The sequence below is a fragment of the Serratia sp. 3ACOL1 genome (assembly GCF_003668775.1).
In the GTDB taxonomy this organism is placed as follows: domain Bacteria; phylum Pseudomonadota; class Gammaproteobacteria; order Enterobacterales; family Enterobacteriaceae; genus Chania; species Chania fonticola.
Map to the genome: position 1 here is coordinate 4,202,746 of NZ_CP033055.1, position 22,874 is coordinate 4,225,619.

Genomic DNA, 22,874 nt, shown 5'->3' on the forward strand with positions numbered 1-22,874 from the left:
TGGCTAGATTTACCGTCAATTTATCATCCGCTTTGTGAATGTTCAAAACTTGCTCGTATTTAAGATTTAATCTATCATCACATTATGTAAATCTTAAAAACTTGGGGCGAGGTCATCATGACGACAATGACCATGAACAAAAGCACTCGTGCTCACCGGTTCAACCCCGAGCACACCGAAAAAGCACTGATCCAGACACGCCTAGAAAACGTCGGCAAAAAATTTGTCGACGCACTCACTAGCGTAGAGGGAGAGAAGCTGCTGTCACTACTCACTCTGTCCGATGGTGAATTTTGGTCAGAACTGAAAATTCTGGCGCTCACCCAGTCGGTGATAAACAACACCGACGTGGAAAAAAACGAGCAGGAAGAATATGCCGAAGCTAGGCTGGCATTTTTAAATAGCCTGGAAAAATACGGCGGTGTCCATAAATCCACGACCGTCAAAGGACTACTGGGGTTATCGGTTCCCACTATTCATAAATACGGAAAACACAATAAACTCATTGTATTAGAGTGGGGTGCCGAAAAATTGTATCCAGTATTTCAGTTTTCTATCGATGAAAGATTTAGTGATAATGGGATGTTGAAAGGCTTACAGGAGTTACTGGCACGGATCACGCATAATGTAAGCAGCGTACGTAAATGCAACTTCTTCACCCGAAAAATTGAGATACCCGGTTGCGCAGAAAAGACTACAGTGCTGGATATATTACGGCGGGGCGCTACAGAGCAAGAAATGGCGCATCTGCGCATTCTGGCGGACAACTTCGGAACCAACAACTCAGTTTAATGCGGTGCCAGTCATACTTGGCACTGCTTCCCCTGATTTATCCTGTGATCCGTAAGTTACATTCGGACTTGAGGATCTGCCTGGCGGTTTTTCCCTGATGTTCATACTTACTCAGTCTAGTCACTGATGTCGTTAACAATATCCCACCCCCATCGAGTTTATCGGACCAAAGTACCACACAGGGCTGCCCATTATGCCGGGACAAATACTCTAGTCCGTCTGCATGATCAGCCAGCGCTTTCGACAGTTTTTGGGTGAAAATGTAGACAGATCTTGGCCCCATCAAATCCCCGACGGAGATCCTCAAATGTGGAGCCAGCCGAGTTTCGTCAAAAACCTTCAGCGGCTTTTGCACCGAGATTTCCACCATACAGTTCGTTGTAAAATCCGAACGGTCAATGAATTCCTCATTCTGATAGAACTCACTACATGCGGTATGAGGCGACTCAGCCAGCTACATCGGCCATTTAGACTTATCGGGCAATGAGAAACGGTTTTCGCTATTGGGGTTAAAAAAGACACCTTTTCCGCCATAATACTGATCCTGCAACTTGTAATAACCCGCCCCCGCGGCGATAAGCTTCGTTACCCGCAGCTCGCCCTGATCTTCCAGGTCCATAATTTTTGTTAGGCGATCATGTAAATTACCCTCATATTCGATAATCATCATTACCTACCTTGGTAAACATTGAGCTAGCATGCTTTTGAAATCTGCATTGGGGGATCGTAAACATGGGAACTCTTGTTGGTTCACGCCACTCACACTCAAGGTTATTTCAATATTAATCATATTGTTAGCAATGCCAAGTGCGAAAAATATAGTATTGGTGTTAGCGCGACGACTTACGCGTTAAAAATGAGTGGACCAATAAGAAAAACGCTGTCGCCAATGCCACTCCCCATGTAGCAATATAATAATAATCGTAGGGGAACCATTCATCATTATTATATAAAGCATTATGACGGTATGAATAAGGGACATAAATGGCATCGGTTATCTCTAAGATTGAAATAAAGGATACACATAAACAATAAAAGGGCGTATTTTTTAAAGTGATCCCACTACGTAACCTGGCAACAATCAACAGAAAACACACAATACCGACAACGAGTAACACAATAATGTCTTTCATGCCATTCACTCCCTGAATTCTGGCGTAACTGCATTGTCCGAAAGAGACTATTATTACCAAACCAACGATAAGTACGCAATGGAAGCAGCATAGCCAACCTCATGTTCTACATAATTATTGGATGTGTCACATCAGATTGATACCAATGGCGGTCGCTCAGGCCTTGCCCGCCAAAATATTTACCGGGCGTTGTCTGCTGAAGGTAATCCGACTATCAAAACACTGACCGACATTACCCGTGCTGCCGGTGTGTGCTTAACACCACTTCGCGCCTAGAGGTTAACGGGCACATGCAGCGCCCCTACGCGGTGAGCCTGGAGCACCACAATAAAAAACGCCGGTATCGCTACCGGCGTCTGATTGAAGATAGAGTGGCAATGTTGCTGAGGTAACCGGGCGCAACATGCAGAGTATCTACGTTGCGAGCCCGGTTAGTGGTCTCAAGACCCCGCAGCTTCATCCTGGTCGACGGCAAAACACGCCACCTGCTGGTCACCATACTGCTTAAGCTGCGGTTGCAGCTGGGTGCAGGTGCCAAAGGCACGGCGGCAGCGGGCGTTGAATGCACAGCCCGGTGGTGGGTTCATCGGGCTTGGCAGTTCACCGGTCAGCTTGATGCGCTCCCGGCGCATATCCGGGTTCAGGCGCGGCGTAGCGGACAGCAGTGCCTGAGTGTACGGATGACGCGGGTTATTGAAGATGGCGTCTTTACTGCCCTTCTCCACGCAGCGGCCGAGGTACATCACCATCACTTCATCAGCAATGTGCTCCACCACCGACAGATCGTGGGAGATAAACACGTAAGACAGCCCCAGATCCTGTTGCAGATCCATCATCAGGTTCAGCACCTGCGCACGCACGGACACGTCCAGCGCAGAGACTGGCTCATCGGCAATCACCACGTCCGGGTTGAGCATCAGCCCACGCGCAATGGCTATACGCTGCCGCTGGCCGCCGGAGAACATATGCGGGTAACGGTCGTAATGTTCGGTTTTCAGGCCGACCTTCGCCATCATCTCCAGCGCTTTCTCACGCCGTTCGGCGCTGCTCAACGAGGTGTTGATCAACAGCGGCTCCTCGAGGATCTGCCCCACCTTCTTACGAGGGTTAAGCGATCCGTAAGGATTCTGGAACACGATCTGGATCTTCTGGCGGCGCAGCTTCTCTGCCGTCACGTCCGGCTTAAGCAGATCTTGCCCCTGATAGTACAGCTCACCGCCGGTAGGGATTTCGATCATGGTCAGCAGGCGGCCCAGCGTGGACTTACCACAGCCAGACTCCCCAACCACTGCCAGGGTTTTACCACGCTCAAGGGTAAAGGAAACCCCGTCCAGCGCCTTCACCAGTCGTTCCGGGGCAAACAGCCCCTTCTTGACCGGGTAGTGTTTTTTCAGGTCAATGGCCTGTAATAAAGGGTGGTTCTGGCTCATACGGTCGGCCTCCCCGCATCATCCAGCGGTGTGTGACATTTAACCTGACGGCCGGGAATGCTGCGCAGTTCCGGCTCTTCTTCGCGACAGTGTTGTGTAGCATACGGGCAACGCGGGTTCAGCAAGCAGCCTTGTGGCCGATCGTACTTGCCTGGCACCACGCCAGGCAGCGAGGCCAAACGCGCCTTGTCGGTAGCAAACTCCGGTAACGCGCGCAGCAGCGCCTGGGTGTACGGGTGGCGCGGCGAACGGAAAATTTCTACCGCCTTGCCGGATTCTACTACCTGCCCGGCATACATCACGATGATGTGATGTGCCGCTTCCGCCACCAGCGCCAGATCGTGAGTGATCAGCAGCAGTGCCATATTTTCGCGCTGTTGCAGCTCGAGCAGCAGCTCAATGATCTGGGCCTGAATGGTCACGTCGAGCGCGGTCGTCGGTTCATCCGCAATCAGCAGCTTGGGCCGGCAGGCGATCGCCATGGCGATCATCACACGCTGGCTCATCCCGCCGGAAAGCTGATGAGGGTAAACGTCCAGCCGCGAGGCCGGATCGGGAATGCCTACCTGATTGAGCAGATCGATAGCGCGTTGGCGACGAGTGCGGCGGTTACCGCCCTGATGCACCTTCAGCGCTTCCATAATCTGGAAACCGACGGTATAGCACGGGTTCAGGCTGGTCATCGGATCCTGGAAGATCATCGCCACTTCGGAGCCCACCAGTTGGCGGCGCTCTTTTTCCGAGATTTTCCGCAGATCCTGGCCGTTGAACTCCAGCTTGTCAGCCATCACCTTGCCAGGGAAATCGATCAACCCCATGATCGCCAGCGAACTGACGGATTTACCGGAGCCGGATTCGCCGACGATGCCAACCACCTGCCCCTGTTCTACGCTGTAGCTGATTCGGTCTACCGCGCGGAACGGCGCACCTTCGTCACCGAAGTGCACCGAAAGCTTGTCTACATTTAATAACGCCATTCTCTCTTCCTCTGTTACTGCTTGAGTTTGGGGTCGAGAGCATCACGCAAGCCGTCCCCCATCAGGTTAAAGGCCAAAACCGTCAGCAGAATGGCCACCCCTGGGAAGGTCACAACCCACCAGGCACTTTGCGCGAACTGCAGTACGTCGGAGAGCATGGTGCCCCACTCCGGCGTTGGCGGTTGCGCACCCATACCCAGGAAGCCGAGAGCGGCCATATCCAGAATGGCGTTCGAGAAACCGAGAGAAGCCTGCACGATCAGCGGTGCCAGGCAGTTTGGCAGGATATTGACGAACATCTGACGCGTCGCCCCAGCCCCCGCCACGCGGGAAGCCGTCACGTAATCGCGGTTCACTTCCACCAGCACCGCAGCGCGGGTCAAGCGGACATAGTGCGGCAAAGCAACGAAGGTCAGCGCCAGCGAGGCGTTAACGATCGAGGGCCCAAACACCGCCACCAGCACCAACGCCAACAGCAGGCTTGGCAGTGCCAGCATGATATCGACCACGCGCATGATGATGGCATCGACTACGCCGCCGAAATAACCGGCCAACAGGCCGAATACCACGCCCATCACCAGCGAAAGCACCACCACCAGGCAGCCGACCAACAGCGAGAGCCTCGCACCGTACATCAGACGCGACAGCACATCACGGCCGACATCGTCGGTACCCAGAATAAACTTCCAGCTGCCACCCGTCTCCCAGACCGGCGGCCTAAGCAGGGCATCACGGAACTGTTCGGCAGGCGCATGTGGAGCCAGGAACCCCGCCCCCACTGCAACCACCAGCATGATAACGATATAAACCAGGCCAACCACGGCCCCTTTGTTGCGCTTGAAATAGTGCCAAAACTCCTGGAATGGGGTCATTGGCTTCGGCGCACCTTTCACTACAGACTCGGTAATTTGAGACATTAGAGCGCCCCTTATTTCTTGTGGCGAATACGCGGGTTGACCACGCCGTAGAGCACGTCTACCAGCAGGTTAACCAGAATAATCATACAGGCGACCAGCAATACGCCGCCCTGAACAACCGGGTAATCACGGCGTTGCAACGCATCCATCAGCCAGCGGCCAAGCCCCGGCCAGGAGAAGATGGTTTCGGTCAGGATCGCCCCGGCCAGCATGGTGCCAACCTGTAGGCCGATCACCGTCACCACCGGCAGCAAGGCGTTACGCAATGCGTGTACCACGATCACCCGCATACGGCTCACACCCTTGGCGCGCGCGGTACGGATATAGTCTTCACCCAGCACTTCCAGCATGGAGGAGCGAGTCATACGCACGATAACCGCCAGCGGGATGGTGCCCAATACGATGGCGGGCAGGATCATATGCATCACGGCGTCGATGAAATCACCCGGCTCACCCCAGATCAGGGTGTCGATCAGCATAAAGCCGGTCAGCGGCAGGCTGTCATCGAGGAACACCGTATCGCTTATTCGCCCCGATACGGGCGTGAGGTTGAGCTGTACCGAAACCAGCATGATCAGCATCATGCCCCACCAGAAGATCGGCATGGAATAACCGGTCAGGGAGATACCCACGGCGGTATGGTCAAACACCGAACCTCGCCTGACGGCAGCCAGTACCCCCACCGGGATACCGACAATCACCGCGAAGAGCATCGCGCACAGGCCCAGTTCCAGGGTGGCCTTAAAGCGCGGCACAAACTCTTCCCACACGGAGATACGGCTCTTGAGGGACGTCCCCAAATCGCCATGCAGCACGTTGGTGACGTAATGGAAGTATTGTTGATAGAGCGGTTTATCCAGCCCCATCTCTGCCATGAGTTGGGCATGGCGCTCTGCGGAGATCCCGCGTTCCCCGGCCATAATGGTCACCGGATCGCCGGGGATCATATGGACGAATGCAAAAGTCAGCAACGTTATGCCGATAAACGTTGGGATAACTAACCCCAAACGTCGGAGTATGAACTGCAACATATCCCGAACTCTCTGTATTAAAGTGCCCGGCAGCTCATCGTCCGCCAGGCTTATTAAAACTCACACGCTTCACGACATTCTTCTGGGGACGGGAATGCAGGGGCGCAACGTATTGCGCCCCTGCATTTTGTATACCCTATGAATTTCAAGTTGCAGCTAGGCACCAAGCTCACTCATCCCCAGGAGCTTACTTCAGTAAGTGACTGGGGTGAGTGAGTGCAGGTAACAACGCTGCAGCTTGAAAGACGACGGGTATATCCCAGTCCTTCAACTCGCCTTGGTAGGCTTAGTCCAGAGAAACGTTCTCAAAGTGATGTTTACCAAGCGGATCGACCACATAGCCCTTCACTTCTTTACGCACTGGCTCGTAAACGGTGGAGTGGGCAACAATCAGCGCCGGGGCCTGATCGTGCATGACTACCTGAGCCTGCTTGTAGAGTGCGACGCGTTTATCGTGGTCTGCTTCGGCACGGGCCGGTTGGATCAGATCCTCAAACGGCTTGTAGCACCAACGGGAATAGTTGGAACCATCTTTGGCGGCCGCACAGCTGAACAGCGTGGCGAAGAAGTTGTCTGGATCCCCATTGTCACCGGTCCAACCCATCATCACCGTCTGATGCTCACCGTCTTTGGCACGCTTGAGGTACTCGCCCCACTCGTAGGTGACGATCTTGGCATTGACGCCAATTTTCGCCCAGTCGGACTGGATCATCTCAGCCATACGACGTGCGTTCGGGTTATACGGACGCTGTACCGGCATCGCCCACAGATCGATGGAGAAGCCATCTGGCATGCCCGCTTCTTTCAGCAGCTCTTTGGCCTTGACCGGATCGTAAGCGTAATCTTTGATCTCGTCGTTATAGCCCCACATGGTTGGTGGGATCAGGTTCTTGGCAGGTTGACCCGCCCCCTGATACACCGCATCCACGATGGCCTGCTTGTTCACCGCCATGGTCAGTGCCTGACGCACCTTCACGTTATCCAGCGGCTTCTTCTCGGTGTTGAACGACAGGTAGCCAACGTTCAGGCCAGGCTGTTCCATCAGGTTGATGGTTTTGTCCTGCTTCATACGAGCGATGTCTGCCGGGTTCGGGTACGGCATGACCTGGCACTCGTTTTTCTGCAGTTTGGCGTAACGCACAGAGGCGTCTGGCGTGATGGAGAACACCAGGCGATCGATCTTCGGTTTGGTGCCCCAGAAACCGTCAAAGGCCTTGTAGAGGATTTTGGAGTCTTTCTGGTACTGCAGCAGTTGGAACGGCCCGGTACCCACAGGGTTCAGGTCCACTTTCTCTGGCGTACCGGCTTTCATCATCTTGTCGGCATATTCTGCAGACAGGATGGAAGCGAAATCCATGCCCAGGTCAGCCAGGAATGGCGCTTCTGGACGGGTCAGCGTGAAGCGTACGGTGTTGTCGTCCACTTTCTCGACTTTGCTGATCAGGTCCTGCATACCCATACCCTGGAAGTATTCATAGCTGCCGCCAGAAACCTTGTGGTAAGGGTGGTTTGGATCAAGCTGACGCATGAAGGAGAACACCACATCGTCGGCATTCAGTTCACGGGTAGGTTTGAAATCTTTGCTGTCCTGCCACTTCACGCCTTTGCGCAGGTGGAAGGTATAGGTTTTACCGTCTTCGCTGACGTCCCACTTCTCTGCCAGGCCGGGTTCCAGTTCGGTGGTGCCCAGTTTGAACTCAACCAGACGGTTATAGATTGGCACTGAGCTGGCATCATAGGTGGTGCCGGAGGTGAACAACTGCGGGTTGAACCCTTCAGGAGAACCCTCAGAACAGTAAACCAGCGTCTTTGCCTGCACGCTGGCCGCAACGGTCAGCGCAATCAGGCCGATACCGAATTTCAGAATCCCTGATTTACCCAAGGAACTTGTCATCGCTAGTGCTCCGTATGTGATGTGGTGTGTGTGTATTACCGCCAGAGCCTAATATTTTTTGTTACGCGGCCTGTGCGGTCAGTGCCCGAAGGCAGGAGGAATAAAAGCGCGAGAATGCCGGATGGAACGCATCACGGCAGGGCGTTTGAGCGAGTGAATTCCACTCATACACCTCTCACTCTTATCCCTGAGGGTACCAAATTGCCAACTGTTTGGGGTGCCGTCAATATAACCAGTAGGGATTTACATAGACTGTGAGAAACAGCAAGCAAACATAAAAAAAACCTTTCAGCAACATTTACAGCATTAAAACTTGTGCTACGGGTTAAATCTTGGCGTCATGAACCAGCGTTAACGACCTAGCCAGCATTAACCTCCAATAAAAAACCAAAAAAGATTATTGCTGAATGATGAATATCTGAGCGGTTATTTTTGTGATCCCGGTAAAAGACAGGAGGAAATGCTGGGGCACTACCCGAAAGAGTGAGCTGGGTGGAGGGGTTGTACGTGGGGGAGTTGCCACCGGGTTTTCCCCCTCCAGACACCACTGTTGCCGGTTTGAGTTATCGTCAAAAGAGAGTCCGTGGGTTAAATTCCAGGCCGCCATTGCGTAGCCAGTGATACAATTCACTGTTACGCCTGAAACCCAGCTTGCGCATCGCCGTGAGTTTATGGGTGCTGACGGTCTTGACGCTAAGTGACAGTTTGCTGGCGATCTTTTCGGGGGTTAATTCCCATGAGATCCCTTGCAGAACCTCACGCTCGCGTGGGGTCAGGTGCAAACTGCGACACACTCTTTCCGTATTGGCTACTAAAGATGACTGACTTGCCTGCTCAAACATCTCCTCGACCAAGCGCAGCACGGCATCAGGCCTTGCCTGGCGGCTTAATACCGCGCCTTGAGGCTGGTTTTTTACATTCTCAACCGCCGTATCCCGGATAAAAATCGTCCCGATCAGCCGCTCCCCCGGATTTTCCCTGCAAGCATTGAGCCTGGCCGCCCCACCAAAGGGTTTGGCACATACCATCAGGTCGATCGCTATCCCTAGCGTAACCGGTACAAAACGCCACGTATAGCCTTTCGCCAGAAAATAGTCCTGCAAAATATGTTGGATACCCTGTGCGAAATAACGATTGGCATCCTGGACAGCAATAACAATATTTGGCTTCATTTTATTTCCTTATAATTTGAACCAGAAACAGGGTTATTTTCAGGCGTCGGGTTAGGCAGGCTGCGTATGATTAACACCAAAAACACTTAACAGTAATATATATCAAGAAGCGGTAACAATAACGCCTCAGCGCGATAAAACCCCAACCAAATCCGCAATAGGAATAAAGCAGCAGCAACAATAACAGCGGTATTTTTACGTATTTATAATTCAAAAAAACAGACAATGGCAAACTTTGTTAGATTTAAATTCCTTATTTGGCGGTAGCGGTTTGATCGACAGCGTATCAGGACTAACGGGGCATATTTTCCCCCGTTAGTCCTACGTTCGTGACCGCCCTCGACCATTGTTCACATCGATGCCTAGGCCAAATTCACTGATATGAGATTTGTAGTACCGCATCAGATGAGTAGCTCCCGGCGTTACTCAGGGTGCCGCGTACAGTCGCTTTGATCATTAGAGGTACATCCACCCCCGTGCCGATCGTCACGGCCGAACTCCCCATAGATCTGTAATTGATGTCTATCGCCACATCATTCCCATCGATCTGGGGACGATTCAAAAGACTAGCGGTCACGTCGGCGGATCGAGAGCATTGCACATCACCGTAGGCGGTACCCGAGGCGTAGGAGGTCCCTGTGTTCACGGAACCGAGATCAAGCATCCGTGGAAGATTGACGATACACGAAAGCTCGGGCTCCCTTCCCCCGCCTTGACATACAGCACCGGGTGCGGGAACGACAGGGGACCATAGGTGGCTCTTCGCCCCAAACGTAATACAAATCTTGTCCCACACGATATGGTCGTACCCCGAGGCGGTTGTCGAAAAGACGTGCAACCTACGGATGTGCCCAGACCGGCCATGGTGAGCGATGAACCACTCATAGGCCTGCGCCCACGTCGTCCCGTTGTCCACGGTTATCTTGTCAGGCCAAATGTTCGCACTCCCACAATAACCCCCGCTGTCACATAGTGCTTCATTCTGACCAACTGCCTGACCGAGCCCTGTGTAGGGGAAGAAGGATACTTGACATCGTGTAGTACCCGTACATGTGATGGTTCCCGGGTTTCCCCCAGGGTCACCATTGATTGACCAGTCGTATTCGAACCCCATTGATGTACCAGTGGGGTTAGGCACTAGCGAGTGAGGGCCACCACTAGCGGTGTACGCGTGAGTTGTAGCGCTCGACACACTAATGGCCAGAAGAAGAATTAAATGGTGGCGTTCACAGCGAATAGGCATATGGGTCCTTTTTGGTGATGGTGGTGCGAGGGGCCGCGGCCGGAGGCAAAGCGCAACGTCAACCCGCGCCCGTATCTCGGTCTCTGCCTTCGACAGTTTCCGCCTACGTGCTTGCTCATAAAGCCGCGCAATACGTTCCCGATGGTTCTCTATTGCACTCGGGGCTATTCTGGGCCCCAGCGGGGAATACCATAATCCCAGCCAGTCGAAGCCATGTTCAATTCTCCCCAGTTGCGTTTTATCCGGGTGTGTTTCGAACCCACCCAAATCAAAAAATTCATGAAGTCGCTTAATTGCTTTGCGTAAATGCCAACGCGTTTTAGTGAAGAAAATAAAGTCATCCATATACCGGGTATAAAATATCTCCTCACACGTCGCAAAATAACTGTCAACATGTCGCAATAAACTGCCGCCAATAAGCGGGCTCAGCGCACTGCCACGACAAATTCCTTTTTCCGGCGTAACTATCTCGCCGCCATCCTCAATGCTGTAATGAAGCCATTGCAGGCGCAGGTCTCTGCAGACTGTATCCTCTAAAGGTATGCCTTATCCCAGTCCAGCACCGCGCTTTCTTCTCTCCTTGTCTGTCACTTCCTATTTGACTGCTCTTACTCATATTCCAGATTGAAGGTCGCCACCGCACTGAACGGCCCGCGTTCGATACCGTGGTTCCTGATGGCATTCGGCTCGCCCTGCACATAGGCTTTCAGCGCAATAATGTTGCTCCCCTCTTGTAGCAGGAGTTTATCGCTCGCCTTATTAAGCGGCAGCGGTTTGGCCTGCGCTGTCTCCAACCCTATCGCTATCCCCATGGCCTCACTGCTGCCGTCGATAGCCAGCAGTCCCGGCAAGGCGCTGTTTTCGGTGCCGGTAAAGGTCACTCTCACCGTCTTGCCCAGCGTCAGGTCACATTCCACCAGGTGTATCTCGAACGACTGCCCCACAGTGCGGGTGTTCAGGTACAGGTCCTTGTCGATAACCGAGCCAAAATCCAGATTGATTTCTTCATCACCCGGCTGCACCACACAGGGCTCCGCCACCAGGGCGCCGTACAGATGCACGTTTTTGTCACCCGCGGCCAGGGTCGGCAATGGCACGGCAATCAGTGCCTGCGCCAACAACAAGGCGGCCACCCGGGAACGTGGATGTTCCGAACGCTGATGCTTGTCCGATTTACCTTTCATGTCGCTCTCCTCATTGGTAATCGGCACGCAGCGTTGCCCAGGCCTCGAAGGCCCCTTCGATCAGTGTGCCCCCATCTTTCTTCACCGGCACCGCCTCCAGACGCGGCGGGTTAGTCAGATCTATCTTCAGCGTGCTGTTTGGCGTAAACGGCTGGTCATTCTGGTAGACCCGGATGCCCAGGTTCGCCTTGTCTGTCAGCAGCGCCTCACTATCGAACCCTGCCGCACTGCCGCTCAGACTCAGCGTCAGCGCCCAGTTACCACTGGCAGCCTCCTGACAGGTTATCTGGTAGTTCATCATCTGGCGGTAGTTCACTCCATCCACCTTGTTGATGCCCACCCGTTCGCCGAAGTTAACCTCTATCCGGTTGTCGTCGTTGATGGTGCACGGCGGCGGTGTTATCAGCGTGCCGTGGAACGTCATGTCCGCCTCGTTATCCTTTGCCTGTGCCGTGACGACAACGCCCATCAGGCCGCAGGTCAGTAACAGGACTCTTATCGTTATGCTCATACTCTGCTCCCGTTACTGGTAATCCACTTTCATCGTCGCACCCGCGGTGAATTCGCCACCCGTCAAGGTAGCCCCACTCTGCTTGACCGGAATGGCCCATAGTTCCGGTTGGTTAGGGTAGGTAAAGTTCACCCAGTTGTTGATTGCCAGTTTATTGCTGCCCCGTTGCAGCTTGATCCCCAGCCCCGTCTTGGTGGTTTTCAGCACCGAGCCATCAAAGCTGGCCCCACTTCCTTGTAACTGCAGTTTCATCGCGTTGGAGGTAGCATCCGTACAGCTCAGCGTGTAATGCACCGGCATAAGGTAGTTGTCGCCGTCCACCATGGTCGTCATCACGTCACCGAATTCCACCTCAATGGGTCGGTTATCGTTAATGGTGCAGGAGGGAGGCTTCAACACCGTCACCTTAATCGTCACAGTACTGGTCGCCGCGCAGAGCATCAGCGGCATAGCCACCAGCAAACCACCAAGACCGACGAGCCTATTCCAACGCACAAAGCTCCTGTTATCCATGACTCGCTCCATCAGTCATCACCAAGATGAAAATCCACCACTGCCAAGTTACTGCCCGTCACCAAAGCGGCTGGCGTATGTTCAGGAGTGACGGTGTTGGCACTCGTTGTTCTCACCCTTTCCATTCATGTCTCCTCCAGTCTCTCCTCCTGCCCATCATGGTGGTAAGAGCGCGATTCAACCGCCTTTCTTCTCCGGTACCACGGTGCAACTGCTGCCGTTGCAGCTAAAACTCAGCTGCGGCCGGCCACCGTAGTCGTTGACGTAGGTCAGTACCGGGCTGTTGCCCACCGCCGCCGCACTCACCGTCAACGGCAGGTTGCTCTTTGGCGGCACCATCATTGGCTCGAAGCCTTTTACCCCGGCCCCGTCTTTTTTGCTGTTGGCATCCACGATCGTGACGTAATACGGCGTCGGGTTGTTGACCATATACTTGTCACCCTGTTTGCTCAGCGTCATCTGCTCCTGCGGCGGCGCAGCGTTTGTGTCCATCGTAATTCCCGCCGGGCGGTAGAACAGCTTGATGCGCGTCTGCAGCGCAATCTGCAACGTGTTCGCTTTGCTGCTCTTCGGCGGGATTTCACGCAGGTTGAAGTAGTAAAGGGTTTCCTTGTCCTGTGCCAGCAACTTGGACGCTGGCAGCGCCTGGATTTTTACCTGGCTCGGCTTGCCTGGCTCGATACGTTGCACCGGCGGCAGCACCGTGAGTGGGCTCTGGATTTTGTTGCCCTGCTCATCCTCAATCCAGCCCTGCGCCAGATACGGCAACTGCTTGTTCTGGTTACTGACGTTCAGGCTCACCGACTTCTGGCCGCCATCAAATATCACCCGCGTGCGATCCAGCGCGATAGCCGCCTTGGCCTGCTGTGTAGCCAGTACCCCCAACAGGGCTGCACTCTTGAGCGTAAGGCCAAGAGACCGTTTCATCGTTTGCTTACTTTGCATTATCTGTTTCCCAGCCTTAGCGGCCTTGTTAAAAGGTTACAAGGGGAGCGCCCCTTAATCTGCTGACGAACTGACCGGGCGGCAAGGCAGTAGCAAGGTGTTCATCAACATATCGCTAGGCAGCAGGGCAGGCATCTGCACCTCGCACTGTAGCTCCCCGCCCCAGTGCACCGTCATGCTTTCCCCGGCGTTGATACCACTCAGGTAGACGCTGCCGCCATCGTTGACTATCCCGGTTTCTTGCCGCCGTGCGTTCATCACCGTGGCCCCAAACGGCGGTTCACTCCCGTCAGCCAGTTTGAGTATCGCCATCGCTTTTTCGCCAGCAATCACATCAAACCGACGATAGCCAATCGCCCCTTCGGTCAGCGTTGCCTGTACCACCGACGTTGTCGCTTCCGCGTTATCACCCAGTTGGTTCAGATCGATGCTGGCCTTGTTACGGTAGTAACTGTTCACATCGCCTATCACCGCCTTACCCCAGAGGTTGGTCCGGCTGGTGCTGCCATAGCCGCGCACCGGCACATCCGCCACGCCGTTGGTGTCAATCAGCATCCGGGTCCCTCCCTGCCTCCCGGCGCGGTGCAGCGCACCGCCCTCGGCCGTCATTGTCATCCCGCCCTGCATCGTCATGCCGAAAGCGCTGAAGCTATCCTGCTGATAACTGGCATTGGCGCTCATGCGGGCAATATCCCCTCACGGTTGTAGTAGCCGCTGAGGGTGGTCCCACTGCGCGAAGCGCCAATATTCAATTGGTAGTTATTGTGTTCATCCAGCCGCTCGTAATATCCCACCCGATGCGTGGACTCATCGCGGCTCACCGTCGTGTTGTAACTCAACGTCGAGCTGTTGCCCCACGGCAGTGACAGCGACAAATAAGCGCCATCATCATTGGAACCATTGTATTGATTGCGATACGCCGTGAGTGACAGGCTGACATTGCGCAGCTTGCCAATATCGAAATAACGCGATAGCGACAGGCTATACCTATCGTTAGCAGGCCGATCCCAATAGGTTTGGTGGCTATAGTTGAGATAGCTGCTCAGACCCCATTCACGGAACTGCTTGTTGAAGGTGATGGTATACATCTCCTTGCCGTTGCGGGTACGTTGGCCATAGTCACGCGCGTCCAGGTACTCGCTCATGCTCATAAAGTCCTGCTCAGAGAAGCGGTAGCCGGCAAAGGCAATCTGGCTGTCGTACTCGTCGAAGCTCTTCGAATAGCTCAGGCGGTAAGATCCACCACTGAACGTACCACCTTGTTGAGGCAGACGCGCCCTTGATTGGGTTGCATCAAACGACAATGCCCCGAATGCCATTAAGTCACGACCGATACCCACCGACAGGGAGTTATAATCCCCGCCTGCCAGTGCGCCGCCATACAGCGACCAACCATTACTCACCCCCCAGGAAAACTCCCCGGTACCAAATAGCGGGCCACGCGAATGGTGCTGCCAGTCTGAAGGCTTACCCATCGCCAGTTTGAATCGTATCGCTCCCGGACGCGTCAGGTAGGGGATACTGGCGGTGTTCAGAACAAACTCCTGCACGCTGCCGTCCTGTTCTTCCACTCGCACGTTCAGCTCACCGGTTACCGCATCGTTGACATCCTGGATACGGAACGGCCCCGCAGCCACCTGGGTTTCGTACAGTACTCGCTCCTGCTGACGGATTGTGACCTTGGCATTGGTTCTGGCGACCCCAACCACTTCTGGCGCATAACCCCTCAGGTTTGGCGGCAGCATGTTGTCATCCGACACCAGACTTATCCCGCTAAAGCGAAAGCTGTCGAACATGCCTGATTCCAGATAACTCTCGCCGAGAGTCAGCTTGGAACGCAACGCAGCAATGGCGCGGTAGGCGTAATAACGGCTCCAGTCCAACTGCCTGTTCGTAGGGCGGCCAGCCCCCGCCTGATGAGTAAGGTTGGTCTGCCAGTCTGCCCGTAAACGCCAGGACCCCAGGTTGGCCCCGGCAATACCGTTACCGCTCAGGCTGTAGCTGCTCGTCCCTTGCTTAAGTTGCTTTTGCGTCTGCGTATTGAGGTTATAATCCAGCAATAGACCTGGGAGCCCCTCTTCCCAGCGTGACGGCGGATCCCAGTTATCGGCGGTATACTCCAGATAGGCCTGAGGGATATTCAGATACAGGGTTGAGGTGGATAAATCGCCACGCACTTCCATACCTTTCAGACTGGATTCATCCAGACACTCCCCCTGATGCCACCAGCGCAAGTCCTTGGCCACGCCCGCCTTCAACCCTAACTGAGCCACCAAAGCCTTACCGACACAGGCCCGGCTGTCATTCGGATCCCCTTCCGGCGGGTAAAACGATATCGCTTGTTCCGGTAGATCGTTTTTATTGATATGCACCGACATACCGTAGATACCCGGCATGATATAACCGCCGCGGGAGAAGTGGCTCAGATCGATGTTTTTGCGGTCATGCACATCCAGTACATCCGTATTGAACTGAATTTCCTCGGCGGCGTATGCCACGGTCGAAGCCGTGCTCCACGCCAAAGAAATACAGACGCTGAGTGCCTGAAGACGTGTCAGCTTCTCTACAGGTGACAATCCCATATCCCTAACCTTTTTTATTAATGCCTTATTCCTGTGGCAATGTCTTAATAGCGTTTAGAAATAATCCAATTTAAAGCGAATGGCAGAGAAGTATTCACCAGATGTTAAAATATGGTTATTGGCTACCAGATTTACGGCATAACTCAACACCATGCTCTGAGGATTAATGGTTTCCAATGGCAAGGGTTTTCCCGGCCTGGCAATATTGCCACCGAGGTCACTAATTTTCAGAGCCACACCGGATGCCGTTCCTTGCACGGTAAATAGCCCACCCTCGCTATCTCCATCAAAGGTCACCTGAAAATTCTTCAAGTCAGGTAATTGACGGCCAAAGCGCTCCAACTCACAATCACTCAATTTAATGTAAAAATTTTTACCCCGCCCCTGACCATCACGAACAATATCCTCTACAGAGATCGCATCAATCTCAATAGTTTGGTCTTGGCTCTCTACCGCAATAGCACAGGCAGTATCAATAATGGATCCTTGCATATTTACACGTCCCCATCCCAAGGCAGAATGTGCAGCCAAAGAAGAGAAAGGTACCGTAATAAATAGGTAAGAAAACACGGCGATAATAGGGGTTACATTCCACATGGCAAACTATCCTTGACGCTATCGTCCTCCAAAAAGGCATGCGGATACCTCCGCATGCCCAAACAGATTATGCCTATAATGACGTAGCCGATTACTGGTAGGCTAAAGTGAAGTTGGCAACCGTCTCGAATTTGCCTTCGGTAACAGCGGCAGAAGCACCATCACCCTGCAGGTAAGCACTGAAGTTCAGGGTATTATCGCCATTTTGCAGCTCCTGGAGAGCCGTTGCCTTAGTCAGCTCAATCGGGCCGTTAACATCTTCAATAACGATGCTGGCACCACGCCCAGTACCCAGACGGTTTTTAACCGAGCCGACGTTACCATTGAAGGAGACGCTCACTTTATTCTTAGCATCAGGACCGGTACTGATTTCGCAGTTCTCCAGATCAATGGTGAAAGCATGCGAGCTAGATTTGCCGCCGTCCTTCAGGGCAACTTTAGAAATCTGACCCAGTTCAATCGTCTGTTCGGCAGACTTTTGCGTGATGGAGCATGGAGCATCAATAATCGAACCGTTAAAGGTGATTTTACCGTGCCCCTGGTCTTTCACTGCGGCATGCGCCAAAGAAGACATACCCAAAGCCACTACTGCTACCATCATGATCTTGTTCAGTTTCATGCAAAAAATCCTTAAAATGAAAATTCCATAAATTTCAGTTTTCAATGGATGCGAGATCCATGTGTTTATCGCCAGCCCCCTAAAACAGCTTCCTTCGTGTCTTTGGCAAGGCCAGTAAAACACAAGCAGCCTCAAGTCTGCCGATGTGGATAAATCTACCACCAAAACAAAAATTAGATATTTGTTTTAAAAATATGCGATTATTTAGATTTTTACTCCAATTATTTAGAACTATCTAAGCTTAAGCATCAAATAAACAAAGGCTGATAGATATTGTCAGATTTAAGTATTCCATCTATAAATTAAGATTATTCTTAATAATTTGACTACCCTAAAAAATACATATAAAAAGCCATTTTCAACACACTTAATGAGTATTCATTATGTTTTACATCATCAATAAGGTGATTAAATATTCACCAGAATCAAAAGAGCTATCATTGGCGCAAGAGGAGCAAACCTCATTGGTTTTGTCTAATCAAGCCTCACGACTGTTAATGGAGCTGATAAAAAACTTTGGTAGTGATTTAACCCGAGATTATTTGCTGAAACATATTTGGGAGGATTTTGGGTTAACACCATCAAACAACAACCTTTACAGTGCGGTGAGTGAGCTAAGGAAAGCGATATCAAGCCTTGGCATCACAGAGCAAGTGATTATCACTATCCCGAAGGTGGGATTCAAGTTTAAGTGCAGCGTTGATTGTTTACCTAAAGAAATAAAAACAGAGAAAAAAGAAAGTAAGGAAATAAAGCCGACATCAGTAAACCATCCAAAATTGGTCAGTTTTTTTGTCGCATTCTGCATTGCCGCATTAGTGATTTTTTACTACATCCTTGTAGAATCGAAAGGTATAGAAATAAAGACATCCACTCCCTCCTTAATCAACGTGATTGATAAATGTAATATTTACTCATTAGATAGTCCAGTAGTACAGCTCAAAGAGAAAGTATTCGAAAATATATTTGAAAAAACCAACCTTAAGGAAGAGTGTAAAAAGAATGGCTACAACATATACTACAGTGATATAAAATCAATAGATGATTATGTCTTTATTGGTGTATGTCTTAACACTAAAATCAAAAAAAATACAAAATGCTTCAACATCAGGAATGATTAAAATGAACAGAAATGCCATGTTAATGGTGGCAATCCTATTAACTATAGCAATTGCTGCTTATAGTTATGAGAAAAAAATAAAGACCAGGGGTTTGTTATTTACATGTAATTATAATATTCAGTTACATTTACAAGCAAAAAACACAAAAATATTTCAAAAAGTTAACGTTTTCTTTTACGATGATAATTCAGGATTTCAAAGCGCTTTTGGAAAAATGGAGATAGAGGGCAAAAAATACACCATCGATAATGATAACTTTTTCATCTATAATGAAACCGACAAAAATGGAACCTATACGGTCGAGTATAATAAAACAGTAAAAAAATATGATGACAACACACCGGATAACTCATGGGGTGACCTTCGGAATAGAACCTCTGTCTATTACATGACTTTCCATAAGCTCGATGACGATGTTTTTCTAATCAGAGGGCGCGGATTCCCAATGTTTCTTTGCACCAATAGCTAATTTATCCCCGCCGCCCTCCAAAGCCCTAGGTGGCGGGGAACTATTCACTACATTCTCTCGTTGCTAGCCCCGACTTTGCGAGAGAACTCGCACCATCAAACTAGCCCTCTTGCCAGGCTCTGCTGGCCCTAACACTATTGATACCTAGCTAGATATGGACAACATCTTTGTCATATTCCCAAGTGTTGTCATCGTTGACAACACTTGAATGTGTTGTTATTTTGAACAACAGGAGGGAGATGAAATTGCCTTCTCAACTCATCTTTCAGGACAGGATCGCGCTGACGGAAACCGAGTTTGTACAGATGGTTATTTGGTTTGTCGAACCCGCAGTCAGAGCCAGTGCTCATCACTATAAGTACCGATTCGCCTATGTGAAAGACGGCATCTGCCGCTTACGCTATGACAACGAGGCAGGCAAAGGCGATCATAAACATCTGGATGAAAAACAACATCCCATCAATTTCACCAGCCCAAAAGCGCTGATACGCAGTTTCTTCGATGAGGTTGCACAGCTAAGAGGAGACTAAAGTTGAATACAGTCACCATCCGAGTCGCTTCTCTTGAGGAAGCGCAACGCTCTATGGAAGCCGCCTTGGAAGGCGATAAACAGTACCAGGGGAGTTACATTACTTTTCTGGATTGGGATTCGTTATGGAAGACACTCTCGCCCAAAAAAATGCATATCTTGCACTGCATGACCGGGACCGGGGAACTCTCAATCAGAGAGGTTGCTCGTCGCGTTGAGCGGGATGTTAAAGCTGTGCATACGGATCTTCAGGCGTTGTTGGCTTGCGGCATCGTTGATAAGGGTACAGCCGGGGTGATATTCCCCTACGACCAAATCCATTTCGATTTTGTCATTGGCAAGGCAGCCTAAAAAAACTACTGACAAATCTCCACCGGCTCACCATGTAGGGGCGCTGCATGCTGCGCCCGCTCTCATCCTCATAAACGCCAGACGTAAGAAAGCCCGCTTAAAAAAGTGGGCTTTCTTGAATGTGGTCGGCGAGAGAGGATTCACTCGTATCGTCCATGATACTCGCCCCTACGGGGTATCGCTGGCGCGATATGCATATCTGTTCCCGACAGATTTGTCGACCTCCGCGGAGGTTCTCATCCTCGTAAACGCCAGACGTAAAAAAGCCCGCTTAAAAAAGCGGGCTTTCTTGAATGTGGTCGGCGAGAGAGGATTCGAACCTCCGACCCACTGGTCCCAAACCAGTTGCGCTACCAAGCTGCGCTACTCGCCGATGCGGGGCGCATCTTACTGCTGGGCCGTATACGCGTCAATCTCTTTTTCACCCCCGCATACCAAGTGGCGCTAAAAGCGCCAAACAGGCCAGTATCTGAGCGGATACGGCCTTTCTGGCTCGGTTTACAGCGCTTTGGCGTCCGCTTTACTCTGCGGAAGGTGACACCAGTTATTGCTCTCAACAATACCACCGTCCGGCGAGGTATAACCCAGGCAGCCGAGGATAGAGTCAAACAGCTCTACGTGACGGTGCGGCTGGCCAACCCGCTGTTGGGTCTGTAACTGCTCAAACGCACTCTTATGCTGCGGGTCTTCGAGGTATTTATCAGAAGCCCAGACGATCATCGGCACACGGAACTGCTCCGGCGGGGCCATTTCACGTGGCGTACCATGCAGATGCGAGTTTTCACCAATGGATTCGCCATGGTCGGCCGCGTAAAACACGATAGCCTTCTTATCGCGCACCTGGTCAATCACGCTGTCGATAAAGGTATCAGTGTACAGCACCGAGTTGTCATAGGCGTTAATCAAGCGCTCTTTGGAGCAGAACTCATCCACGCCCATGCATTCCGGCTGATAACGAGCAAAGCTGCGCGGGTAGCGCTGTGAATAGAGGTAATGCGACCCTTTGGTATGCAGGATCACCAGATGCTTGCCGTCGGGATGGCGAGCCAGCGACTCTTTCATCTCATCCACCAACAGCATATCGTCCACCGATTTACCGTCGTTACGCTTCTCTGAGGCGATCATTTCACGGAATGAGTAGTTATCCACATCGGTATTATTGTAGAACCACACCTCGCTCTGCATCGCGAACAGCTCGGAACTGAAGCCCAGCTCTTTCAGTACGGCAAAGATATTCTGCTCTTTCAGGGTTCGCTGCGGGTTATCCGAGGTGCCATGCTCACGCACGAACATACAGCGTAACGAAAGCTTGGTGGAGGTATCACAAGATTCTCCCCGGAACGCCACCAGGTTTTTCTCCTGCGACAGCTTAGGCGTGGTATCACGCTCATAGCCCAGAATGCCCATATGATCCCAGCGGGTGGTTTCACCGATGATAAACACCACGTAGGTGTCATCGATGCCCTCTGGGGCAACATAGGTAAAGTTCTTGCTGGGATCGAACATGTTGGCTGCGTCCGAGCTTTCATCATAACGGGTGTAGGCAAACAGCCCCAGCGCCGAAAGCCAGTTGGAAGGCAGATAAGAGTGCGCAACCACCCCACCATAGCTCGGCAGATCGATATTGGTGATCTTTTCCTGGGCGCTTTGCTCTTTATCCAGGGTACGCAACGGCAGCCACACCAGCGCAACCACCGCCAACATGATCAGCAGTGGCTTAATCCGCTGCCCTGGCGTTTTCATTTGTTCAATCAGGGTGTCGCGCAGGTTATTGCTCCAGATGCACAGCAGCGGTAAAGCGCTGACCACAATCATCCACAGCACAAAATTCAGCCCGACCACCTCTTTGGAGAGATCGATATCGGTGGTCATCACCGAAACGACAATCCCATAGCCAATCACCACGTTGAAGAACGTCATGTAGTAACTGGCAGCGACGGAGATCAATACCAGCAAAGAGGCGACGATGCGGTAAAACAGCCGGCCCCCCAGGGATACCAGCCGCATGATAAAGAAGGTGAACAGGACAATGGCGATGACTTCCGTCAGCGCAGAAACCACCTTGATCCCCTGAATGCCGTGCGCAAAGGAATCAAAACGACGATAGAAAACGGAAAGGTTTAAAAAGATGCCGATATAGATCGCTAACAATAACGATAAATTCTGCTGTGATAGCGATTTAACTTTGTTCATGTAACGCAGTGGCTCCGGGCTTCAAGTTCTGAAACCATCAGACAGTCGATATGCCCTCAGGTTCAGCCGATGGGCAATAAGCATCATTCTGCAGAACAGAATCAAGAAAAATCGCACCAAACGAGCATTTTTTGCCAATTTTGTGAGAAAAATAGCGGGGAGACAGGACTTGTGAATGGGGGAGCATTGTCCCCCTCTTTCACCGGCTTTTGGCAGGAAACATTATTTAATGTTAAGGGTTACATCGATATTGCCGCGCGTAGCATTGGAATAGGGGCAGACCACATGGGCTTTCTTCACCAAGTCTTCCGCGACGCTACGCTCAACGCCCGGCAGGCTGATATCCAGCTGAACCTCAATGCCAAAACCGTTGGGGATCTCACCGATACCGACGGTGCCCTCGATGGAGGCTTCAGCAGGGATTTTCACTTTTTCTTTCGAGGCGACAAACTTCAGTGCCCCCAGGAAACAGGCCGAATAGCCCGCAGCAAACAGTTGCTCAGGGTTGGTAACCTCCCCACCGGCTCCGCCCATCTCTTTCGGCACGCCTAATTTCACGTCCAACACGCCGTCGGATGAGGTTGCACGACCGTCTCGGCCACCGGTTGCCTTGGCATGGGCGCGATAAACCACTTTCTCAATAGACATAGATCGTTCCTTTTCGGGTTGGT

The 22,874-nt window shown here is 51.9% G+C and carries 23 protein-coding genes, 1 tRNA gene and 1 pseudogene; 5 read left to right on the forward strand and 20 right to left on the reverse strand.

Annotated elements, in window-relative coordinates; genetic code table 11:
• The first annotated feature begins 117 nt into the window (after nucleotides 1–117).
• Complete coding sequence (locus tag D9980_RS18965; RefSeq protein WP_121608121.1) at nucleotides 118–792, forward strand: hypothetical protein; 675 nt, start codon at nucleotides 118–120, stop codon at nucleotides 790–792.
• A gap of 37 nt (nucleotides 793–829) precedes the next feature.
• On the opposite strand, the gene D9980_RS27335 is transcribed toward D9980_RS18965, so the two are convergent.
• The 17 genes and pseudogenes from D9980_RS27335 to D9980_RS19050 form a co-directional block, all read right to left on the reverse strand.
• A complete protein-coding gene (locus tag D9980_RS27335; protein WP_121608122.1) occupies nucleotides 830–1,246 on the reverse strand; it encodes an RES family NAD+ phosphorylase in 417 nt (138 codons plus the stop codon).
• Complete coding sequence (locus D9980_RS18975) at nucleotides 1,247–1,462, reverse strand: hypothetical protein (RefSeq protein ID WP_162304288.1); 216 nt, start codon at nucleotides 1,460–1,462, stop codon at nucleotides 1,247–1,249. It lies immediately after the preceding gene.
• 160 nt (nucleotides 1,463–1,622) lie between these two features.
• Nucleotides 1,623–1,925, reverse strand: a complete 303-nt coding sequence (locus tag D9980_RS26725) for a hypothetical protein (RefSeq protein WP_162304289.1) — start codon at nucleotides 1,923–1,925, stop codon at nucleotides 1,623–1,625.
• A gap of 440 nt (nucleotides 1,926–2,365) precedes the next feature.
• Nucleotides 2,366–3,355: a dipeptide ABC transporter ATP-binding subunit DppF gene (gene dppF / locus D9980_RS18985; protein ID WP_121608124.1), complete on the reverse strand. Its 990-nt coding sequence runs from the start codon at nucleotides 3,353–3,355 to the stop codon at nucleotides 2,366–2,368.
• Nucleotides 3,352–4,332 carry a dipeptide ABC transporter ATP-binding protein gene (gene dppD / locus D9980_RS18990; protein ID WP_021181581.1) on the reverse strand — a complete coding sequence of 327 codons (981 nt, stop codon included), beginning with the start codon at nucleotides 4,330–4,332 and terminating at the stop codon, nucleotides 3,352–3,354. The genes dppF and dppD overlap by 4 nt, the downstream gene beginning before the upstream one ends.
• Nucleotides 4,333–4,346: 14 nt before the next feature.
• Complete coding sequence (gene dppC, locus D9980_RS18995; RefSeq protein WP_121608125.1) at nucleotides 4,347–5,249, reverse strand: dipeptide ABC transporter permease DppC; 903 nt, start codon at nucleotides 5,247–5,249, stop codon at nucleotides 4,347–4,349.
• Between the two features lie 11 nt (nucleotides 5,250–5,260).
• Nucleotides 5,261–6,280 carry a dipeptide ABC transporter permease DppB gene (dppB, locus tag D9980_RS19000; protein ID WP_065684907.1) on the reverse strand — a complete coding sequence of 340 codons (1,020 nt, stop codon included), beginning with the start codon at nucleotides 6,278–6,280 and terminating at the stop codon, nucleotides 5,261–5,263.
• Between the two features lie 286 nt (nucleotides 6,281–6,566).
• Nucleotides 6,567–8,174 carry a dipeptide ABC transporter periplasmic-binding protein DppA gene (dppA, locus tag D9980_RS19005; RefSeq protein WP_065684908.1) on the reverse strand — a complete coding sequence of 536 codons (1,608 nt, stop codon included), beginning with the start codon at nucleotides 8,172–8,174 and terminating at the stop codon, nucleotides 6,567–6,569.
• Nucleotides 8,175–8,743: 569 nt separating this feature from the next.
• Nucleotides 8,744–9,346: a helix-turn-helix transcriptional regulator gene (locus tag D9980_RS19010; protein WP_121608126.1), complete on the reverse strand. Its 603-nt coding sequence runs from the start codon at nucleotides 9,344–9,346 to the stop codon at nucleotides 8,744–8,746.
• A gap of 373 nt (nucleotides 9,347–9,719) precedes the next feature.
• Nucleotides 9,720–11,132, reverse strand: a complete 1,413-nt coding sequence (locus D9980_RS27085; protein ID WP_370454350.1) for a reverse transcriptase domain-containing protein — start codon at nucleotides 11,130–11,132, stop codon at nucleotides 9,720–9,722.
• Nucleotides 11,133–11,197: 65 nt separating this feature from the next.
• On the reverse strand, nucleotides 11,198–11,773 hold the full coding sequence (locus D9980_RS19020; RefSeq protein ID WP_121608127.1) for a fimbrial protein: 576 nt from the start codon (nucleotides 11,771–11,773) through the stop codon (nucleotides 11,198–11,200).
• A 10-nt stretch (nucleotides 11,774–11,783) separates the two neighbouring features.
• Entirely contained in the window at nucleotides 11,784–12,284 is a 501-nt protein-coding gene (locus D9980_RS19025; RefSeq protein WP_121608128.1) for a fimbrial protein, read from the reverse strand.
• Nucleotides 12,285–12,296: 12 nt separating this feature from the next.
• The gene (locus D9980_RS19030; RefSeq protein WP_121608129.1) at nucleotides 12,297–12,797 is read right to left on the reverse strand and encodes a fimbrial protein; all 501 of its coding nucleotides are present in this window, start codon (nucleotides 12,795–12,797) and stop codon (nucleotides 12,297–12,299) included.
• 177 nt (nucleotides 12,798–12,974) lie between these two features.
• Nucleotides 12,975–13,724, reverse strand: coding sequence for a fimbria/pilus periplasmic chaperone (locus tag D9980_RS19035; RefSeq protein WP_121609049.1), 750 nt, complete (start codon nucleotides 13,722–13,724; stop codon nucleotides 12,975–12,977).
• 72 nt (nucleotides 13,725–13,796) lie between these two features.
• Nucleotides 13,797–16,324: pseudogene (locus D9980_RS19040) on the reverse strand (outer membrane usher protein).
• A gap of 54 nt (nucleotides 16,325–16,378) precedes the next feature.
• Entirely contained in the window at nucleotides 16,379–16,921 is a 543-nt protein-coding gene (locus D9980_RS19045) for a fimbrial protein (protein WP_237734095.1), read from the reverse strand.
• Between the two features lie 91 nt (nucleotides 16,922–17,012).
• The gene (locus D9980_RS19050) at nucleotides 17,013–17,540 is read right to left on the reverse strand and encodes a fimbrial protein (protein ID WP_121608130.1); all 528 of its coding nucleotides are present in this window, start codon (nucleotides 17,538–17,540) and stop codon (nucleotides 17,013–17,015) included.
• 383 nt (nucleotides 17,541–17,923) lie between these two features.
• Between D9980_RS19050 and D9980_RS19055 the strand changes: the two genes are divergently transcribed.
• From D9980_RS19055 to D9980_RS19070, 4 genes are all read left to right on the forward strand, one after another.
• Nucleotides 17,924–18,661, forward strand: coding sequence for a winged helix-turn-helix domain-containing protein (locus D9980_RS19055; RefSeq protein WP_121608131.1), 738 nt, complete (start codon nucleotides 17,924–17,926; stop codon nucleotides 18,659–18,661).
• A 1-nt stretch (nucleotide 18,662) separates the two neighbouring features.
• The gene (locus tag D9980_RS19060) at nucleotides 18,663–19,130 is read left to right on the forward strand and encodes a hypothetical protein (RefSeq protein WP_121608132.1); all 468 of its coding nucleotides are present in this window, start codon (nucleotides 18,663–18,665) and stop codon (nucleotides 19,128–19,130) included.
• A gap of 239 nt (nucleotides 19,131–19,369) precedes the next feature.
• Nucleotides 19,370–19,660 (forward strand): DUF6516 family protein, encoded by a 291-nt coding sequence (locus D9980_RS19065; protein ID WP_237734096.1) that lies wholly within the window; start codon nucleotides 19,370–19,372, stop codon nucleotides 19,658–19,660.
• 2 nt (nucleotides 19,661–19,662) lie between these two features.
• The gene (locus D9980_RS19070; RefSeq protein WP_121608133.1) at nucleotides 19,663–20,010 is read left to right on the forward strand and encodes a glycosyl transferase family 1; all 348 of its coding nucleotides are present in this window, start codon (nucleotides 19,663–19,665) and stop codon (nucleotides 20,008–20,010) included.
• Nucleotides 20,011–20,306: 296 nt separating this feature from the next.
• On the opposite strand, the gene D9980_RS19075 is transcribed toward D9980_RS19070, so the two are convergent.
• The 3 genes from D9980_RS19075 to D9980_RS19085 all read right to left on the reverse strand — a co-directional run bounded on the left by D9980_RS19075 (nucleotide 20,307) and on the right by D9980_RS19085 (nucleotide 22,851).
• Nucleotides 20,307–20,383 (reverse strand) — tRNA-Pro (locus tag D9980_RS19075).
• 125 nt (nucleotides 20,384–20,508) lie between these two features.
• The gene (eptB, locus tag D9980_RS19080; RefSeq protein WP_121608134.1) at nucleotides 20,509–22,203 is read right to left on the reverse strand and encodes a kdo(2)-lipid A phosphoethanolamine 7''-transferase; all 1,695 of its coding nucleotides are present in this window, start codon (nucleotides 22,201–22,203) and stop codon (nucleotides 20,509–20,511) included.
• Between the two features lie 222 nt (nucleotides 22,204–22,425).
• Nucleotides 22,426–22,851, reverse strand: a complete 426-nt coding sequence (locus D9980_RS19085) for an organic hydroperoxide resistance protein (protein WP_024486966.1) — start codon at nucleotides 22,849–22,851, stop codon at nucleotides 22,426–22,428.
• Nucleotides 22,852–22,874: the final 23 nt, after the last annotated feature.

Bases quoted from the DNA above. Each gene is read 5' to 3' on its own strand.
- D9980_RS19055 (WP_121608131.1), top strand. From the start codon at position 17,924: ATGTTTTACATCATCAATAAGGTGATTAAATATTCACCAGAATCAAAA.
- D9980_RS19030 (WP_121608129.1), bottom strand. From the start codon at position 12,797: ATGGATAACAGGAGCTTTGTGCGTTGGAATAGGCTCGTCGGTCTTGGT.
- D9980_RS18975 (WP_162304288.1), bottom strand. From the start codon at position 1,462: ATGATGATTATCGAATATGAGGGTAATTTACATGATCGCCTAACAAAA.
- D9980_RS19065 (WP_237734096.1), top strand. From the start codon at position 19,370: ATGAAATTGCCTTCTCAACTCATCTTTCAGGACAGGATCGCGCTGACG.
- dppA (WP_065684908.1), bottom strand. From the start codon at position 8,174: ATGACAAGTTCCTTGGGTAAATCAGGGATTCTGAAATTCGGTATCGGC.
- D9980_RS19060 (WP_121608132.1), top strand. From the start codon at position 18,663: ATGAACAGAAATGCCATGTTAATGGTGGCAATCCTATTAACTATAGCA.
- D9980_RS19045 (WP_237734095.1), bottom strand. From the start codon at position 16,921: ATGTGGAATGTAACCCCTATTATCGCCGTGTTTTCTTACCTATTTATT.
- D9980_RS19050 (WP_121608130.1), bottom strand. From the start codon at position 17,540: ATGAAACTGAACAAGATCATGATGGTAGCAGTAGTGGCTTTGGGTATG.
- dppD (WP_021181581.1), bottom strand. From the start codon at position 4,332: ATGGCGTTATTAAATGTAGACAAGCTTTCGGTGCACTTCGGTGACGAA.
- D9980_RS18965 (WP_121608121.1), top strand. From the start codon at position 118: ATGACGACAATGACCATGAACAAAAGCACTCGTGCTCACCGGTTCAAC.
- D9980_RS19025 (WP_121608128.1), bottom strand. From the start codon at position 12,284: ATGAGCATAACGATAAGAGTCCTGTTACTGACCTGCGGCCTGATGGGC.
- D9980_RS19010 (WP_121608126.1), bottom strand. From the start codon at position 9,346: ATGAAGCCAAATATTGTTATTGCTGTCCAGGATGCCAATCGTTATTTC.
- D9980_RS19035 (WP_121609049.1), bottom strand. From the start codon at position 13,724: ATGAAACGGTCTCTTGGCCTTACGCTCAAGAGTGCAGCCCTGTTGGGG.
- D9980_RS26725 (WP_162304289.1), bottom strand. From the start codon at position 1,925: ATGAAAGACATTATTGTGTTACTCGTTGTCGGTATTGTGTGTTTTCTG.
- dppF (WP_121608124.1), bottom strand. From the start codon at position 3,355: ATGAGCCAGAACCACCCTTTATTACAGGCCATTGACCTGAAAAAACAC.
- dppB (WP_065684907.1), bottom strand. From the start codon at position 6,280: ATGTTGCAGTTCATACTCCGACGTTTGGGGTTAGTTATCCCAACGTTT.
- D9980_RS19085 (WP_024486966.1), bottom strand. From the start codon at position 22,851: ATGTCTATTGAGAAAGTGGTTTATCGCGCCCATGCCAAGGCAACCGGT.
- eptB (WP_121608134.1), bottom strand. From the start codon at position 22,203: ATGAACAAAGTTAAATCGCTATCACAGCAGAATTTATCGTTATTGTTA.
- D9980_RS19020 (WP_121608127.1), bottom strand. From the start codon at position 11,773: ATGAAAGGTAAATCGGACAAGCATCAGCGTTCGGAACATCCACGTTCC.
- dppC (WP_121608125.1), bottom strand. From the start codon at position 5,249: ATGTCTCAAATTACCGAGTCTGTAGTGAAAGGTGCGCCGAAGCCAATG.